This window comes from Microbacterium sp. MMO-56 (assembly GCF_037146215.1).
GTDB lineage: Bacteria > Actinomycetota > Actinomycetes > Actinomycetales > Microbacteriaceae > Microbacterium.
In genome coordinates this window covers 56769-72480 of sequence record NZ_JBBCVW010000006.1, presented here as the reverse complement: position 1 = coordinate 72480, position 15712 = coordinate 56769, and the positions used below count along the sequence as shown (strand labels likewise).

17 protein-coding genes and 1 tRNA gene are annotated in these 15712 nt (G+C 70.4%); 10 read left to right on the top strand and 8 right to left on the bottom strand.

Annotated features, from left to right (window positions below; all coding sequences use genetic code 11):
* Positions 1-187 precede the first annotated feature (187 nt).
* Positions 188-691: a hypothetical protein gene (locus WFI00_RS07370; RefSeq protein WP_336632026.1), complete on the bottom strand. Its 504-nt coding sequence runs from the start codon at positions 689-691 to the stop codon at positions 188-190.
* A gap of 106 nt (positions 692-797) precedes the next feature.
* A tRNA-Leu gene (locus WFI00_RS07365) sits at positions 798-884 on the bottom strand.
* Positions 885-1036: 152 nt separating this feature from the next.
* Here WFI00_RS07365 and WFI00_RS07360 point away from each other — a divergent pair.
* From WFI00_RS07360 to pknB, 7 genes are read left to right on the top strand one after another with little or no spacing between them, the layout of a single operon-like run.
* A complete protein-coding gene (locus tag WFI00_RS07360; RefSeq protein WP_336632027.1) occupies positions 1037-1768 on the top strand; it encodes a DUF3662 and FHA domain-containing protein in 732 nt (243 codons plus the stop codon).
* Positions 1765-2316, top strand: a complete 552-nt coding sequence (locus WFI00_RS07355) for an FHA domain-containing protein FhaB/FipA (protein WP_336632028.1) — start codon at positions 1765-1767, stop codon at positions 2314-2316. Before WFI00_RS07360 ends, WFI00_RS07355 begins: the two co-directional genes overlap by 4 nt.
* Positions 2317-2328: 12 nt before the next feature.
* Complete coding sequence (locus tag WFI00_RS07350; RefSeq protein WP_336632029.1) at positions 2329-3567, top strand: PP2C family protein-serine/threonine phosphatase; 1239 nt, start codon at positions 2329-2331, stop codon at positions 3565-3567.
* A 53-nt stretch (positions 3568-3620) separates the two neighbouring features.
* A complete protein-coding gene (locus tag WFI00_RS07345; RefSeq protein ID WP_336632089.1) occupies positions 3621-4946 on the top strand; it encodes an FtsW/RodA/SpoVE family cell cycle protein in 1326 nt (441 codons plus the stop codon).
* Positions 4943-6400, top strand: a complete 1458-nt coding sequence (locus WFI00_RS07340; protein ID WP_336632030.1) for a peptidoglycan D,D-transpeptidase FtsI family protein — start codon at positions 4943-4945, stop codon at positions 6398-6400. The genes WFI00_RS07345 and WFI00_RS07340 overlap by 4 nt, the downstream gene beginning before the upstream one ends.
* On the top strand, positions 6397-8127 hold the full coding sequence (locus tag WFI00_RS07335; RefSeq protein WP_336632031.1) for a serine/threonine-protein kinase: 1731 nt from the start codon (positions 6397-6399) through the stop codon (positions 8125-8127). Before WFI00_RS07340 ends, WFI00_RS07335 begins: the two co-directional genes overlap by 4 nt.
* A 45-nt stretch (positions 8128-8172) precedes the next feature.
* Positions 8173-9879: a Stk1 family PASTA domain-containing Ser/Thr kinase gene (gene pknB, locus WFI00_RS07330; RefSeq protein ID WP_336632032.1), complete on the top strand. Its 1707-nt coding sequence runs from the start codon at positions 8173-8175 to the stop codon at positions 9877-9879.
* A 621-nt stretch (positions 9880-10500) separates the two neighbouring features.
* On the opposite strand, the gene WFI00_RS07325 is transcribed toward pknB, so the two are convergent.
* Genes WFI00_RS07325 through WFI00_RS07315 form a run of 3 tightly spaced genes read right to left on the bottom strand, consistent with a single transcriptional unit; the run spans position 10501 to position 12138 of the window.
* Complete coding sequence (locus tag WFI00_RS07325) at positions 10501-11139, bottom strand: anthranilate synthase component II (protein WP_336632033.1); 639 nt, start codon at positions 11137-11139, stop codon at positions 10501-10503.
* On the bottom strand, positions 11132-11290 hold the full coding sequence (locus WFI00_RS07320) for a hypothetical protein (RefSeq protein WP_336632034.1): 159 nt from the start codon (positions 11288-11290) through the stop codon (positions 11132-11134). Before WFI00_RS07320 ends, WFI00_RS07325 begins: the two co-directional genes overlap by 8 nt.
* Complete coding sequence (locus tag WFI00_RS07315) at positions 11290-12138, bottom strand: class E sortase (protein ID WP_336632035.1); 849 nt, start codon at positions 12136-12138, stop codon at positions 11290-11292. The genes WFI00_RS07320 and WFI00_RS07315 overlap by 1 nt, the downstream gene beginning before the upstream one ends.
* A gap of 54 nt (positions 12139-12192) precedes the next feature.
* On the opposite strand from WFI00_RS07315, the gene WFI00_RS07310 reads away from it, so the two are divergent.
* Entirely contained in the window at positions 12193-12432 is a 240-nt protein-coding gene (locus WFI00_RS07310) for a cell division protein CrgA (RefSeq protein WP_336632036.1), read from the top strand.
* Between the two features lie 122 nt (positions 12433-12554).
* On the opposite strand, the gene WFI00_RS07305 is transcribed toward WFI00_RS07310, so the two are convergent.
* The gene (locus tag WFI00_RS07305; RefSeq protein ID WP_336632037.1) at positions 12555-13403 is read right to left on the bottom strand and encodes a rhomboid family intramembrane serine protease; all 849 of its coding nucleotides are present in this window, start codon (positions 13401-13403) and stop codon (positions 12555-12557) included.
* A 33-nt stretch (positions 13404-13436) separates the two neighbouring features.
* The gene (locus WFI00_RS07300) at positions 13437-13994 is read right to left on the bottom strand and encodes a peptidylprolyl isomerase (protein ID WP_336632038.1); all 558 of its coding nucleotides are present in this window, start codon (positions 13992-13994) and stop codon (positions 13437-13439) included.
* A 91-nt stretch (positions 13995-14085) separates the two neighbouring features.
* On the opposite strand from WFI00_RS07300, the gene WFI00_RS07295 reads away from it, so the two are divergent.
* Both WFI00_RS07295 and WFI00_RS07290 read left to right on the top strand, forming a co-directional pair.
* Positions 14086-14661 carry a DNA helicase gene (locus tag WFI00_RS07295; RefSeq protein ID WP_336632039.1) on the top strand — a complete coding sequence of 192 codons (576 nt, stop codon included), beginning with the start codon at positions 14086-14088 and terminating at the stop codon, positions 14659-14661.
* Positions 14654-15127 (top strand): aminoacyl-tRNA deacylase, encoded by a 474-nt coding sequence (locus WFI00_RS07290; RefSeq protein ID WP_336632040.1) that lies wholly within the window; start codon positions 14654-14656, stop codon positions 15125-15127. The genes WFI00_RS07295 and WFI00_RS07290 overlap by 8 nt, the downstream gene beginning before the upstream one ends.
* A gap of 38 nt (positions 15128-15165) precedes the next feature.
* Here the strand turns inward: WFI00_RS07290 and WFI00_RS07285 are convergent, their stop codons facing one another.
* Positions 15166-15591, bottom strand: coding sequence for an NUDIX hydrolase (locus WFI00_RS07285; protein WP_336632041.1), 426 nt, complete (start codon positions 15589-15591; stop codon positions 15166-15168).
* Positions 15592-15712: the final 121 nt, after the last annotated feature.

Below are 15712 nucleotides of genomic sequence, written 5' to 3'. Positions count from 1 at the left end.
TCTCCCCTCGCGGCTCGCCTCCCGAGACTAGCGAACGCCTCGGCGCTGGAGAGGTAAACGATGGTCGATCAGATGGCGTGAGGAAAGAAGGAGTGGAAGGGCACTCATCGGCGAGGCCGGACAGGACCGGGTGGCGCACCATACGGGTCCCGCGCCGGGGCTCCGCCAGTCGCGCGAGCGCCATGGATCAGAAGACGAACAGGGCCCCCGCGAGCAGCGCGACCGCGACCGCGACCGATACGCCGTACTCCGAAACGACGAGGCCGCGCGCGCGCCACCGCTCCGAGTGATCTGTCCTCACCGTCTCCGACGGGTCCTCATTCTTGGAGATCGCAGGGAATCGGCGGTCGGTCCGCTTTTTCCCCATGATCAAGCGGATCATCGCCACGACGAACACGGTGCCGCTGAGGGCGATCAGCGCGAGCGACGCCGGACTCAGCGAAATGCCGGAGGTGCACGATGTGTACCACGTCTTCGTCGTGACCACCGCCGCGACCGTCGAGGATGCGGCCAACGTGGGTCCTGCCCAATACGGCACATGCCGCGCATATGTTGCCCGCACGCCTCCACTCTCGGCGTTGACCTTCTTCACGTAGTCGACCCCCCACCTCGAGGCGACGATGCTGATACCCGCCAGAGCAATCGCCAGAGCGGCCGACAGAAACTGAGGCGTACAGCTCATGTCGTGCACTCCGATCCCTGATCAGCGCCACGCAGCTCAAGCCAGCGCCAACGCAAGAACGGATGGGCCCCCGAAACCGGGGGCCCATCCGTTCTTGATGTCCTGAGACACCATCTGGTGCGCGAGGGGGGAGTTGAACCCCCACGCCCTTTCGGGCACTGGCACCTGAAGCCAGCGCGTCTGCCTATTCCGCCACTCGCGCGAACCGCGGCATCCGAAGATCCCACGTGTTCAACTTTCCGAGGATATCACGCCGCGTGACGCCCTCCCAATCGGTCGCCGGGGGCGTCGTTCCGGCAGTGCTCAGGGTGTGCAACTAGCATGTACGCACCGGCCCAAGCCCTGAGGAGCCCCGTGGGACTACTTGACAGCTTCGAGAAGGGACTCGAACGCGCAGTGAACAGCGCGTTCGCCAAGTCCTTCCGCAGCGGCATCCAGCCGGTGGAGATCGCCGCCGCGCTGCGCACGGAGCTGGATGCCAAGGCTGCCGTCGTCAGCCGCGACCGCATCCTCGCGCCCAATACCTTCGAGGTGCGCATGTCGCCCGCCGACGCCGAGCGGATGCAGTCGATCGGGTCCGCCCTCGACTCCGAGCTGCACACGCTCGTCGATACGCACGCGTCGTCGCAGGGCTTCAGCTTCGCCGGTCCGGTGACGATCACGCTGACCGCCGACCCGCAGCTGCCGACGGGAACCCTCCAGGTCGCCTCGCGCACCGCGGCGGGCACCGTCGCCTGGCGCGGCGTCGTCGACATCGCCGGCGAGCGCCACCCCCTGCTCTCGGGGCGCACGGTCATCGGCCGCGGCAGCGACGCCGACATCACGATTTCGGATGCCGGGACGAGCCGTCGGCACGTCGAGATCCTGTGGGACGGCGAGCGCGCCATGGTCCGCGACCTCGGCTCGACCAACGGCACCCAGGTCGACGGGCGCAAGGTCGCCGAAGCGCCGCTGCCGCCCGACTCGATCATCACGATCGGCCGCACCGACATCACCTTCCGCGTGGTCGCGCAGTCGACCCCGCCCCGCCCGACGACGTCGGCCTCCGACGCGACGCGCGCGTTCGGGATCGGCGGTCTCACGTGAGCGAACTGACGCTCCTGCTGCTGCAGGTCGGATTCCTGATCCTGCTCTGGTTCTTCGTCTTCGCCGTCGTGTACTCCCTCCGCGCGGACGTGTTCGGGGTGAAGGTGCGCAAGCTCCCCGATCCCGCACCCGCGTCGGCCGGTCCGGCATCCGCACCGGCCGACGCGACCGCCCCGGTCGCACCGGTCGTCCCCGTCGCGGCACCGCCCGCACGCCCCGCCGCGCGCCCGGCCGGTCCGGCGCAGGCCACGCGCGACGCCGTCTCGCGGATCGTCATCACGAGCGGGCCGAAGGCGGGTCTCGAGCTGCCCCTGACGGGCGAGCCGCTCACGATCGGCCGATCCAGCGAATCGGGTCTGGTCATCCGCGACGACTACACGTCCAGCCACCACGCCCGGCTGCTGCTGTGGGGCGACCAGTGGATGCTGCAGGATCTCGACTCGACGAACGGCACCTGGCACGACGGCGCACGGGTGGCGACCCCCGTCGCGGTGCGGGTGGGCGCACCCATCAAGGTCGGCGCGACGACGTTCGAGCTGCGGAAGTAGCCGGACGCCGCCATGGTCTTCGAGGGGTCGAGCGCCGCCATCTCCCACACGGGGAAGGTGCGCTCCAACAATCAGGATTCGGGCTACGCCGGCGCGAACCTGTTCGTCGTCGCCGACGGCATGGGCGGCCACGCGGGCGGCGACGTCGCCTCGAGCATCGCGGTGCACCGGCTGAAGGAGCTCGACCACCCCTTCCCGACGCCGACAGCGGCCGAGGAAGCCTTGCGGGACACGATCAGCGCCACCGCGACCGTCCTGATCGACACCGTCGCGAGCCGCCCGGAGCTCGCCGGGATGGGCACGACGGTGAGTGCGCTCGACATGGTCGACGACTACGCCGTGATCGCGCACATCGGCGACTCGCGCATCTACCTCTACCGCGACGACGCCCTCACCCAGATCACCGCGGACCACACGTTCGTGCAGCGTCTGGTCGACTCCGGCCGCATCACGCCCGAAGAGGCGCGCTACCACCCGCGGCGCTCGGTGCTGATGCGCGTGCTCGGCGACATGGACCCCGATCCCGAGGTCGACACGTTCATCATGCCGACCCAGCCGGGCGACCGCTGGCTGCTGTGCTCCGACGGACTGTCGGGCGTGGTGGACGACACCCACACGGCGAAGGCGCTCGGACAGCACCTTCCACCCGGCCGCACCGCCGACATCCTCCTCAAGCAGGCGCTCGACGCCGGCGCGCCCGACAACGTCACGGTCGTGATCGTGGACGTCGGGGGCAGTCACCCGCTCTTCAGCGGCACGGGGACCGTGGTCGGCTCCGCCTCCAACCCGCGCGGGGTCGAGGTCCCGGCCGCGCGCACCGGCCGCACGAGCTGGCTGCACCCCGCCCGCCAGGCCGCGAACGAACCCACCCACTTCGAGCCCGCCGCCGAGTTCCTCGAGGAGCTCATCGAAGAGGATCGGCGCCGCGCGCGGCGCCGCCGTGTGTGGTGGATCGTCGGATTCGCGGTCATCCTCGCCTCTCTCGCCCTCGCGGCGTTCGGCGCCTACTCGTGGACCCAGTCGCGCTACTTCGTCGGATCCGACGAGGACTCGGTCGTGATCTTCCGCGGCGTCCAGCAGGACATCGGGCCGATCTCGCTGTCGTCGCCGTTCGAGGACACGGGGATCGCTCTGGACCAGCTGCCGTTCTACCAGCGCCTCGCGGTCCAGCAGACGATCTCCGCGCGCTCCCTGGCCGACGCCCAGGCGATCGTCGAGACGATGCGCAAGACCCTGGAGGATTCCCCGTGACCGGCGTGCTGAACACGGACACCACCGTGCTGAAGGCGCTGCGCAAGCTCCGGATGCCGCAGACGCAGCGCAACCGCGAGCTCGGCCTGCTGCTGTTCTCGTTCGTCATCAACGGCGCGGCGGTCGCCCTCGTGCAGCTGGGGGCCCTGGGCGGGATCGACTGGACCTTCCTCTACTACTGCGGCGCGCTCACCGTGCTCGTCCTGGCCCTCCACGTCGTGCTGCGCTACCGCGCCCCGCAGGCGGACCCGTTCGTCGTCCCGATCGCGACGGTGCTGTCGGGGCTCGGGGTCGCCATGATCTACCGCATCGACATCGAGGACGGCGATTCCGGGTGGGCGGCGCTGTCGACGCGACAGCTCGTCTGGCTGGTCATCGCCATCGCCGCCGCCGTGGCCATCGTCGTGGTCCTCAAGAACTACCGCGTGCTGCTGCGCTACACCTACGTCTTCGGCTTCGCCGGCATCCTGCTGCTGCTGCTGCCCTTCGTCCCGGGTCTCGGCACCGACGCCAACGCCGACGTCTGGATCTCGATCGGCGGCATCTTCTCGTTCCAGCCCGGCGAGCTCGCCAAGATCGCCCTGGCGATCTTCTTCGCCGGGTACCTCGTGCGCACCCGCGAGGCGCTCAGCTCCGTCGGAACACGCTTCCTGGGGATGACGTGGCCGCGCCCACGCGAGCTCGGCCCGCTCCTGCTCATCTGGCTCGCCTCGCTCGGCATCATCGTCCTCCAGCGCGACCTCGGGACGGGCCTGCTCATCTTCGGCATGTTCATCGCGATGCTCTACGTCGCGACCGGCAAGACAAGCTGGGTCGTCATCGGCGTCGGCCTGGCGGTCGCGGGCGCGGTGATCGCCTCGCAGGTGCTCACCTACGTCGGCTGGCGCTTCCAGAACTGGCTGAACGCCTTCGACCCGGACGTCATCGACCGCACGGGCGGCAGCTATCAGCTGGTCAGCGGCATCTTCGGACTCGCCCACGGCGGCCTGATCGGCACGGGCCTCGGCCGGGGCCGGCCGGGACTCACCCCGCTGGCGCAGAGCGACTACATCTTCCCCAGCATCGGCGAGGAGCTCGGCCTCATCGGCGTCTTCGCGATCCTCTGCTTGTACATGGTGTTCACGAGCCGTGGCATCCGCATCGGCATCGCGGGGCAGGACGACTTCGGCAAGCTGCTCGCGACCGGACTGTCGTTCACGATCGCGCTGCAGGTGTTCATCATGGTCGGCGGCGTGACGCGGATCATCCCCCTGACGGGCCTCACGACGCCGTTCCTCGCCGCGGGCGGCTCGTCGCTCGTCGCGAACTGGATCGTGGTGGCGCTCCTGCTGCGCATCTCTGACGCCGTCCGCTCGAGACCGCGGGTGGTGATCGGATGACCAAGGAGCTGCGCCGCCTCAGCATCATCATGCTGCTCATGTTCGTCGCCCTGTTCGGCGCGACGAGCTGGATCCAGGTCGCCCAGGCGGGCGACCTGGCCGACAACCCGCGCAACAAGCGGGCCCTGTACGACTCGTTCGAGGTGCAGCGCGGATCGATCATCGCCGGCGACCAGGTGATCGCCTCGTCCGTGCCGAGCGACGACATCTACAGCTGGCAGCGCGAGTACGCCGACGCCCCCATGTGGGCGGGCGTGACGGGCTACATCAACCCCGTGCTGCAGTCCGCCACCGGGATCGAGCAGGCGATGAACCGCGAGCTCTCCGGAACCGCGAACTCGCAGTTCCTCTCCCGGATGGACCAGATCATCACCGGTCAGCCACCCCGCGGGTCGAACGTGCTGCTGACCCTCGACCCCGCGGTGCAGAAGGCCGCGACGGCTGCCCTCGGCTCCTACCAGGGCGCCGTCATCGCCCTCGAGCCGGCCACGGGACGCGTCCTCGCGATGGCGACGAGTCCGAGCTTCGACACGAACACCCTCGCCGTGCACGACGGCGCGCAGGTCAACACGACGCACGACGAGCTCCTCGCCTCGGCGGTCGATCCCCTGACCAACCGTGCGATCGACACCCTGAACCCTCCCGGCTCGACGTTCAAGCTCGTCGTGGCATCCGCCGCCCTCGCGTCCGGGCAGTTCACGCCCGACTCGACGTTCCCGAACACGGCGACCTACACGCTCCCGGGCACCTCCACCTCGATCCGCAACTTCGACGGGGGCACGTGCGGCCCAGGCGAACAGGTCAACCTCGCGACCGCGCTGCGCCTCAGCTGCAACATCCCGATGGCGGAGCTCGCCGTCGCCCTCGGCGACGACGCGATCCGCGCCGAGGCGCAGAAGTACGGCTTCGGCAAGAGCTTCGAGATCCCGCTGGAGACCGCAACCTCGGTGTACCCGGCGGGACCGCTCTCGCCCGATCAGACGGCGCAGACCGGCTACGGACAGCTCGACGTGAAGGCGTCGCCGCTGCAGATCGCGATGGTCTCGGCGGCCATCGCGAACAAGGGCATCGTGATGAACCCGCGCATGGTCGACCGCGTCGTCGCACCCGATCTGACCGTGCAGCAGACCTTCGAGGACAGCTCGTTCGGGCGCGCGCTGTCGGAGGCGGACGCCGCCACGATGACCGGCCTCATGATCGCCAATGTCAGCGACGGCGCAGCCAGCGGTGCAAGAATAGACGGCGTCGACGTGGCCGGGAAGACCGGCACGGCGGAGCACGGACCCGGTGATCCGTACACCCTCTGGTTCACCGGTTTCGCTCCGGCGAACGACCCGAAAGTGGCCGTCGCGGTGATGATCGAGGACGGCGGAGGGCTCGGGCAGTCCGGAACGAGCAACGGGATCGCGGCCCCCATCGCGAAGAAAGTCATAGAGGCGGTGCTGACCAGATGAGACCGACGCAGGGTGTGAGCTTCGGCGGGCGCTACGAGCTGGACTCGCGGATCGCGATCGGCGGCATGGGCGAGGTCTGGGAGGCGACCGACCACGTCATCGGCCGGACGGTCGCCATCAAGATCCTCAAGGACGAGTACATGGGCGACCCGGGGTTCCTCGAGCGCTTCCGCGCCGAGGCCCGGCACGCGGCGCTCGTCAACCACGAGGGCATCGCGAGCGTCTTCGACTACGGCGAGGAGAACGGCTCCGCGTTCCTGGTGATGGAGCTCGTCCCCGGTGAGGCGCTGTCGACGATCCTCGAGCGCGAGGGGTCGCTGTCCACCGACAAGACCCTCGACATCGTCGCGCAGACCGCCTCCGCCCTGCAGGCGGCCCACGCGGCCGGGCTCGTCCACCGCGACATCAAGCCCGGAAACCTGCTCATCACGCCCGACGGGCGGGTGAAGATCACCGACTTCGGCATCGCCCGCATCGCCGACCAGGTGCCGCTGACGGCGACCGGTCAGGTCATGGGGACCGTGCAGTACCTCTCGCCGGAGCAGGCGTCGGGTCATCCCGCGTCGCCCGCGACGGACATCTACTCGCTCGGCATCGTCGCGTACGAGTGCCTGGCCGGCAAGCGCCCGTTCACCGGCGAGTCGCAGGTCGCGATCGCGATGGCGCAGATCAACGACGCCCCGCCGCCGCTGCCCGCGACCATCGCCGAGCCCGTGCGCAACTTCGTCCTGTGCATGATCGCGAAGAAGCCCGAGGACCGGCCCGCCACCGCGTCCGCCGTCGCCCGCGCCGCGACCGCGCTGCGCCGCGGCGACATCGCCGGGGCGGTCGCCATCGTCCCCGCGATCGGCGGAGCCGGCGGGCTCGACGACGCCACGCAGCTGCTCCGACCGACGGGCGAGGAGACGACGCGACTGATGCCGACCGCCGCGCCCGGGCCGGCGGCGGAGGCCGCAGCGCCCGCGGCGACGACGAAGAAGCGCAGCCCGTGGACGTGGCCGCTCATCGCGCTCATCGCGCTGCTGCTGATCGTGCTCGGGGCGACCGTCTTCGCGCTCGTGTCGAACGACACGCCCGCCCCGGCGCCGACGACGCCCAGCGCGACGGGCGAGACACCGCAGACTCCGACGCCGAAGCCCAGCACGCCCACGCCGACCTCGGTGAACGTGGACGCGCTCAACCTCATCGGCATGGACTGCACGGCGGCCAAGCAGAAGGCCGAGGACGCCGGTCTGACCAACGTCAGCTGCATGCCCGGCGACCCGGCCCCCACGGCCGAGGAGGTCGGGAAGGTCTACCGCTACGAGCCGCAGGCGAACGTCCCGTTCGCCCAGCAGTTCACCCTGACGGCCTACGCGGAGCAGACGGCGCTTCCCGCCCCGTCCGGCGCCGCACGCATCCAGGTCGGCGGCGCGACGGTCTCCGAGGTGAAGCAGGGCACGGTCGCCCAGGTGGTCTGGGACGCGTACACCTGCCCGTCGGGCACGGGGTCGGTCACCGGTTACAACCTGTCCGTGCTCAACGGCACGTTCGACGACGGCACGACGGAGCGCACGTTCCAGGCGGGCGATCGTCCCGTCGCGGTGACCGTCAACGGTGAGGTGACGCGGCTGCTCACCGTCCAGTACACCGTGTCGTGCGGGGACCGCGAATCGCCCAAGTCGCCCGAGGCGGCGGCATCCATCACGGCCGGTTCCACGGGGACCCCGACGCCGCCCGCGCGCTGATTGAGCGTCGGATAGGCTGGCTTGCGAGCCGGTCCAGGGGGAGAAGTGTCTGCAGAGCACCGCGTGCTGTCCGATCGCTATGAGGTCGGCGACCTCATCGGTCGAGGCGGGATGGCGAGCGTCTACCGCGGGCGCGACCTCACCCTCGGCCGCGAGGTCGCGATCAAGATCCTCAAGCGGGAGCTCGCCGCCGACGGCACGTTCCGGACCCGCTTCCGCCTCGAGGCGCAGGCGGCGTCACGGATGTCACACCCCACGATCGTGCGGGTCTTCGACGCGGGCGAGGCCGTCGAGACGGACGAGGACGGCACGTCGCATCCGGTGCCGTACATCATCATGGAGCTGGTGTCCGGGCGTCTTCTGAAGGACATCATCGACGAGGGTCCGGTGCCTCTGGCCGACACGGTGCGCTACACCGACGGCATCCTTGAAGCACTCGAGTACTCCCACCGCGCGGGCGTCGTGCACCGCGACATCAAGCCGGGCAACGTGATGGTGACCCCCGCCGGGCAGGTCAAGGTCATGGACTTCGGCATCGCGCGCGCGGTGTCGGACTCGTCGTCGACCGTCGCCGAGACGACCAAGATCATCGGGACGGCGGCGTACTTCTCGCCCGAGCAGGCCAAGGGCGAGCCCGTCGACTCCCGCGCCGACGTGTACTCGACGGGTGTCGTCCTCTACGAGCTGCTCACCGGGCGCGCTCCGTTCCGCGGCGAGACCCCCGTCGCGGTGGCATATCAGCACGTCAGTGAGACCCCGGTGGCTCCGTCGGAGCTCGTCGAGACGGTCCCGCGCGCCCTGGACGCCGTCGCGCTCCGCGCCCTGGCGAAGGATCCCTTCCAGCGTTTCCAGGATGCGGCGTCGTTCCGCGCGGCACTGGATGCGACCCGCGACGGCCACGTGCCGACCAAGAAGGAGGTCGGCGCACTCACCAGCGAGTTGTACGGTGCGAATCCGCGGCACGCGGCCGAGACCGCCCGGTCGCTGCGCCAGCTCTCGACCGACACGACCATGGCGCGGACGCAGCAGGGACCGCCGGTCGCCTGGATCTGGGCAGGCATCGCCGTCCTGGCGGTCGTGCTGATCTCCGTCCTGTTCTGGGTGCTGAGCAACCGGCCCGGCACGACGATCCCCGACAGCGCCCGCGTCGTCCCCGACGTCGTCGACATGTCGTGGGAGCGCGCGAACGAGCTGCTCTTCGAACGGGACCTGCAGGCCGAGCGCGTGGACCAGAGCGACGACCAGATCGCAGCCGGCAACGTGGTCAGCACCTCACCGGGCTCGGGGACCACGGTCGCGCCCGGGCAGTCCGTCAAGGTGTACGTGTCCACGGGGCAGCAGAAGGCGACCGTGCCGACGCTCACCGGCCTCGACACCGCCGCGGCGACATCCGCCCTCACGACCGCCGGCCTGTCGCTCGGGACGGTCACGACGCGCAACGATCCTGGTCTGTCCGCCGGAACCGTGATGTCGGCGGATCAGCGCGAGGGGACTCAGATCGCCCTCGGCACGGCGGTGAACCTCGTGGTCGCCAGCGGGAAGGTGACGCTCGTCGACGTCGTCGGCTATACGGCGGATGCCGCGGAGCGCGCCCTCTCTGCCGACAACCTCCGGCTCACGCCCGTGGTCGTGGACGACCCGGACTGCCCCGCCGCACCCGGCGAGGCGACCGTGGCCGCGCAGTCGCTCGCCCCGGGCGATGTGCCGATCCACTCGACGGTGGAGCTCCGCGTCTGCACCGGCAAGGGCTGACCCCGCCCCTGCGCGCCGTCGCGCCCCTCGCGCTGTCGCGCCCCTCGCTCGCGCGGGCCTCGCCTCTGCGCGCCCCTCGCGCTGTCGCGCCCTCCAGTCCCGCCGAGTGTCCACGACGCGCGGTGCCGCATGGGTGTGTGCCCGCGGGTCGTGGACACTCGGGCAGTGGGTGACGCGGCTGGGTGGGGTGGCGGGGCTGCGCAGATGTGGACGCCGGACGTCGGACCTCCCCGCACCTGCGCCGGTCCGCCCAACCCGCCCTGCCGAGTGTCCACGACGCGCGGTGCGGCGTAGGGCTGTGGCCGCGCGTCGTGGACACTCGGGCAATGGGTGACGCGGCGCGATGGGTGACGCGGCGCAATGGGTGACACGGTGGGGTGGCGGTGCGGATGCGGACCGCCGGACGTCGGGCCGGGCCGCACCCGCGCCGGGCGCGGCCCGGCCCGGCCCGGCCCGCCGAGTGTCCACGACGCGCGGTGCGGGGTGGGGGTGCGGCCGCGTGTCGTGGACACTCGGGGGGTTGGGGAGAGACGGGATGGGGGCGACGAATCGGGACGAGGGGGCGACGGGGCGAGGGCGACGGGGCGAAGGGCGGGGCGGGGCGAGAGCGACGGGGCGGGGTCAGGGGGTGACGCGGCGGTGCGGATGCAGGGCGGCGCCGCGGGCGGCGGCTCCGGGGCATCCGAGGCCCTCGAGCCAGTTCCCCAGCAAGCGATAGCCGCCCTCCGTGAGCACCGACTCGGGATGGAACTGAACCCCCTGCAGCGGCAGCTCGCGATGGGCCAGCCCCATGACGACGCCCGAGGCCGTCGACGCCGTCACCCTGAGCTCAGGCGGGAGAGAGTCGGGCTCGACGGCGAGCGAGTGGTACCGCGTCGCGGCGAACGGGGACGGCAGTCCCGCGAACAGCCCGTCGCCGTCGTGGTGGACCGCGCTCGTGAGACCGTGGCGAAGCTCCGGCGCTTCGGAGACCCGCGCCCCGAAGGCGACGGCGAGCGCCTGATGCCCGAGGCACACGCCGAGCAGGGGGATCCGCGCGACCGCCGCCGCGCGGATCACGTCGACGGACGCGCCGGCATCCTCCGGCCTCCCGGGACCGGGGGACACCAGGACCCCCGCGACGTCGGAGAGGACCTCGGCCGGCGAGCGCACCACATCCGCCTCGACAAGGTCGGTGCGCGCCCCGAGCTCGTGCAGATACCCGACGAGGGTGTGGACGAAGCTGTCGTGGTTGTCGAGGACGAGGATCCGCTCAGCCACCGATCGTGGACTCCTGCGGGTTGACCACCTGCCCGACCCACGGGAAGACGTACCAGAACAGGCCGTAGAGCACGGCCGCCAGCAGGACGAGCAGGATCAGGATGCGCACCCAGGCGGGTCCCGGGAGGATGCGCCACAGGGCGGCGTACATCAGGCGGATGCTCCTTGCGTGGGCGGGGCGAGCGACGCCGGCGGGCCCGCGGAGGCCGGGGTGAAGCTCTCGAACACCGCGTACGCGATGATCCGCTCCAGCATGTTGAGCTTCGGGGCGCAGCTGGTCAGGGTCAGGTAGCGGCCGTTCGCGGCGACCCCCACCTTCTGCGGGACGTCGAGGAGGACCTCCACCTGCGTGTCCTGCACGTATTCGAGGGTACGGAACCGGTACGTGTACCAGCCGTCGCTGGTCTGCACGACGATCGCGTCGCCGATCACCAGCCGGTCGATGGGATCGAAGGGCGCTCCGGATGTCCAGCGGTGGGCGGCATAGACGGTGTTGCCGATCGCCCCGGGCATCCCCGTGTCCGTGTAGTGACCGATCTCCCCCGCATCGAGAATGTCGTGTCGCGACGTCCCCGAGGCGATCGCGAACTGCCACTGCGGGCCGAACCGGGGGACCGACATGACGCCGAACTGTGTGCCGTGGTCGGGCTGCGCCTGCACGGGGACGGGCACGTCGCCCGAAGCGGCGGTCATGGTCGCATCTGGCGACGGCGCGTCGGTCGGCGCCTGCGACAGGAGGCTCTGCGACAGCGCACCGGCCTCCTTGTGCTTCTCGGCGCCGATGATCCAGTCGCCCACCCACATCTGCCACGAGACGTACAGGAGCGCCACCACGCCGAGCGTGATCAGCAGCTCGCCGACGACGCCGACGACGGACGTGCGCGCTCGGCGCTTCGCCGGAGCCGGGGGCTCCACACGGGGTTCGACGCGAGCCTCGGCCTCGGCCGCCTCCCGTGCTGCACGCTCGCTGCGGCGTGTGCGCGGCTCGGTCTGCCCCATACGGCGATCATCCCACAGCGTGGCTGAGGCGCGGCTGGCAGGTAGAATCGCGGCATGGCACGTTCTGGCAGGGATGACGAGCAGATCACCGAGCACGGAGAGGGCGAGGCAGCCCCCAACCCGGTGTGGTTCAAGCCCATCATGCTGGGGCTCATGATCCTCGGCCTGCTCTGGGTGATCGTCTTCTACCTCAGCGGTCAGGCGCTCCCCATCCCCGGCATCGGCGGATGGAACCTCGTCATCGGCTTCGGCATCGCGTTCGTCGGCTTCCTCATGACCACGCGGTGGCGCTGAGCCTCGTCCGATCGACCGTCCGGGTGTGAATTACACCGGTGTGATTCATCCCCACGTGTGGATAGACCTGTGGATAACTCGGCGCACACGCGCAGCTCGGGGATGACGGGCATCCCGCGGCGTCAGCGATAGATCAGCACCGGCACGGCCAGGAGGGCGAGCAGCCCTCCCGCGATGGCGACCAGCAGCCAGACCTGCCGTCGCTGCATCCGGATCGCGCGGGTGCGTGCGAAGACGACCCCCACGAGAGCACCCACCAAGCCACCGCCGATGTGCGCCTGCCAGGCGATGTTCGATCCCGGCAGGAACGTGATCACCAGGTTCAAGGCCAGCAGGACGGCGATCGCGGTGACGTTCGCGCCGAGATGCCGGCCGATGACGAACATCGCCCCGAGCAGACCCCACACGGCCCCGGATGCGCCGGCGACGACGGTGCCGGGCGCGATCAGCGCCGTCAGCACCGATCCGCCGAGGGCACTGAGCAGATAGAGCGCCAGGAAGCGCCATCGACCGAGAAGCGGCTCGAGGCTGCGCCCCAGCGCCCACAGCGCCAGCATGTTGAGGGCGATGTGCCAGGGGCTCAGGTGCACGAGCGTCACCGTGAGCAGTCGCCACGGCTGCGCGTAGGTCAGCGGCGCCCAGAAGACCAGGGCGCGGGAGATCTGGTCGCCGATGCCCGGGATCAGACCGACCAGGTAGAAGAGGATCGTCACGCCCATGATCGAGTAGGTCACCACGGGCGCCCCGCCGAGCGAGGCCGCGGCCGCGCGCCGACGGGGCATCCGGGTGATCGTGGCCGACTTCTTCTGCTGCTCGCCCAGGCATTCCGGGCAGATCACCCCGACGGGCATCTGCGTCTGGCACTCCGGGCAGATCGTGCGCAGGCAGCGCTGACAGAGCACGAAGCTCTGGCGCTCGGGATGGCGGTAGCAGAAGTTGTCCGGATTGGAGCGGAAGTCGGTGTCGGTCACGGGGTCTCTCGGGTCGGTGATCCCGGCCGCGCGTCAGGCGGCGACGACGTCGATCGAGCTGATGACGACGGGCTCGACGGGGCGGTCGCCGGCACCCGTGCGCACGCCCGCGATCTCGTCCACGACCGCGCGCGACGCGTCGTCGGCGACCTCGCCGAAGATCGTGTGCTTGCCCTGCAGCCACGGGGTCGGGTCGGTGGTGATGAAGAACTGCGAGCCGTTCGTGCCCTCCGCCTTGCCGGTGATGGCGTTGCGACGCAGGCCGGCGTTGGCCATCGCGAGGATGTAGGGGGCGGTGAAGTTCAGCTCCGGGTGGATCTCGTCGTCGAAGTTGTAGCCCGGGCCGCCGATGCCCTGACCGAGCGGGTCGCCGCCCTGGATCATGAAGTTCGGGATGATGCGGTGGAAGATGACATCCGTGTAGAGGGGGCCCTCGCCCGGCTTGCCGGTCGCGGGGTCGGTCCACGCCTGCGAGCCGTCGGCGAGGCCGGTGAAGTTCTGCACCGTGCGGGGGGCGTGGTCGCCGAAGAGGTTGACGACGATGTCGCCATGGTTCGTGTGGAGGGTCGCTACCGCGGTGTGAATCGTCATGCTGAGCATTCTTTCACCTGTCAAGCCCTCGCGCGGTCGGAGCGGTCTGGCAAGATGGAGAGACAACCACCGGATCCCCAGGGAGGGCACCGTGAGCCTCAGCCGCAAGCGCAAGAAGGAACTCCGCAAGCTCCAGGACCAGGCGGCGACTCTGTGGGAGTCGCAGCAGGTGCTGCTCGGCCAGGCGGGGAACGTGGCCCGCGAGGCCGGACGCCAGCTCGGCAACTACAACCGTGAGCAGGTCGTGCCCACGGTGCAGCACACGTACGAGCAGTACGCCGCACCGTATGTCGAGCAGGGCCTCGCGACCTCGAAGAAGGTCTACAACCAGGCCGTCCTTCCGACCGCCGCGGGCGTCATCGGTTCGGCACTGTCGGTGTGGGATGCCGCCAACGAGAAGCGCAAGCAGCTCGCGGCCGGCCGCGGCTTCGGATCCGTCGACATCGCGGCCCTCCAGAAGAACGCCGACAAGTACGGCAAGAAGGTCACGAAGCAGTTCGCCGTTCCCGTCGCGCCCGCCAAGAAGGGTGTGAGCGCCGGCGGCGTCATCGCCATCATCCTCGGTGTCGCCGCGGCTGCGGGCGTGATCTACGCGGCGTGGCAGACGCTGCGTGCCGACGATGAGCTGTGGGTGGCGGACGACCCGCTGCGCGCACCGGATGCCTGAACCCACCGACCGCGTCCGCGACGCGGCCGCGGCGCGGGGACTCGACATCGAGATCCGTGAGCGCCCCGCGGCGACGAGCCTCGCGGAGGCCGCGGACCTGCTGGGCCTCGAACCGGCGGACATCGTGAAGACCCTCGTGGTCAAGCGTGCCGACGACACGTACCTCTTCGCGCTGATCCCGGGCGACCGGGCGATCTCGTGGCCGAAGCTACGCGCTCTCGTCGGCGTCAACAAGCTGCGGTTGCCCGAACCCGAGCTCGCGCTGGCGGCGACCGGGTACGAGCGCGGCACCATCGTGCCGATCGGCAGCACGACCGACTGGCCGGTCTACGCCGACGAGTCGATCGTCGGGCGCCGCGTCGCCATGGGCGCGGGCGCGCACGGATACAGCCTCTTCGTGGCAGCGGACGACCTCATCGCCGCCTACGCCGCCACGGTCGCCGACATCTCGCAGCCGGCGGCCTGACGCCCGACGCTGCCACGCGAGCCGGCTGCCGCCGCGGGTCAGCCGAGGCCGGCCATCTCGAGGCCGATGTCGACGAGCTGCACGTGGGGGAGCGCGCTCAGGGCGATACGCGGGAACCAGTCCGCCTGATCGGTGGACCCGTCCACCTCGTTGCGCAGCTGTCCTCCGACGACGTGCGCCCGGTAGACGATCCGGATGGTGTGCAGGGGGACATCCGCTCCGGAACCCAGACGTTGGCGCACCGGGATGACCCGGGAGTGGATGCCGAGGAGTTCGTCGATCTCGACCCGGAAGCCGGTCTCCTCGCGCACCTCGCGGCGGACCGCGTCGGCGGGATCCTCGCCCGGCTCGAGGCCACCCCCGGGGAGCGTCCACGCTCCGCGGCGCCCCTCGTGCCAGTGCGCGAGGAGCAGCCCGCGCTCGTCGTCGTAGACGACGGCGTAGGCGGCGACGCGCAGATCCATGCCCACACCCTACCCACGCGGGCCGCCGGACGGACCCACCGACCGACACGACCGACCGTGCAGTGGCGGCGCTTCTCCGTTTCCTTTATGTTGTTGACAACAACTTATAGGAGGAGATGGA

Bases quoted from the DNA above. Each gene is read 5' to 3' on its own strand.
- WFI00_RS07335 (WP_336632031.1), top strand. From the start codon at position 6,397: ATGAGACCGACGCAGGGTGTGAGCTTCGGCGGGCGCTACGAGCTGGAC.
- WFI00_RS07315 (WP_336632035.1), bottom strand. From the start codon at position 12,138: ATGGGGCAGACCGAGCCGCGCACACGCCGCAGCGAGCGTGCAGCACGG.
- WFI00_RS07310 (WP_336632036.1), top strand. From the start codon at position 12,193: ATGGCACGTTCTGGCAGGGATGACGAGCAGATCACCGAGCACGGAGAG.
- WFI00_RS07345 (WP_336632089.1), top strand. From the start codon at position 3,621: ATGCCGCAGACGCAGCGCAACCGCGAGCTCGGCCTGCTGCTGTTCTCG.
- WFI00_RS07350 (WP_336632029.1), top strand. From the start codon at position 2,329: ATGGTCTTCGAGGGGTCGAGCGCCGCCATCTCCCACACGGGGAAGGTG.
- WFI00_RS07290 (WP_336632040.1), top strand. From the start codon at position 14,654: ATGCCTGAACCCACCGACCGCGTCCGCGACGCGGCCGCGGCGCGGGGA.
- WFI00_RS07340 (WP_336632030.1), top strand. From the start codon at position 4,943: ATGACCAAGGAGCTGCGCCGCCTCAGCATCATCATGCTGCTCATGTTC.
- WFI00_RS07320 (WP_336632034.1), bottom strand. From the start codon at position 11,290: ATGTACGCCGCCCTGTGGCGCATCCTCCCGGGACCCGCCTGGGTGCGC.
- WFI00_RS07285 (WP_336632041.1), bottom strand. From the start codon at position 15,591: ATGGATCTGCGCGTCGCCGCCTACGCCGTCGTCTACGACGACGAGCGC.
- WFI00_RS07300 (WP_336632038.1), bottom strand. From the start codon at position 13,994: ATGACGATTCACACCGCGGTAGCGACCCTCCACACGAACCATGGCGAC.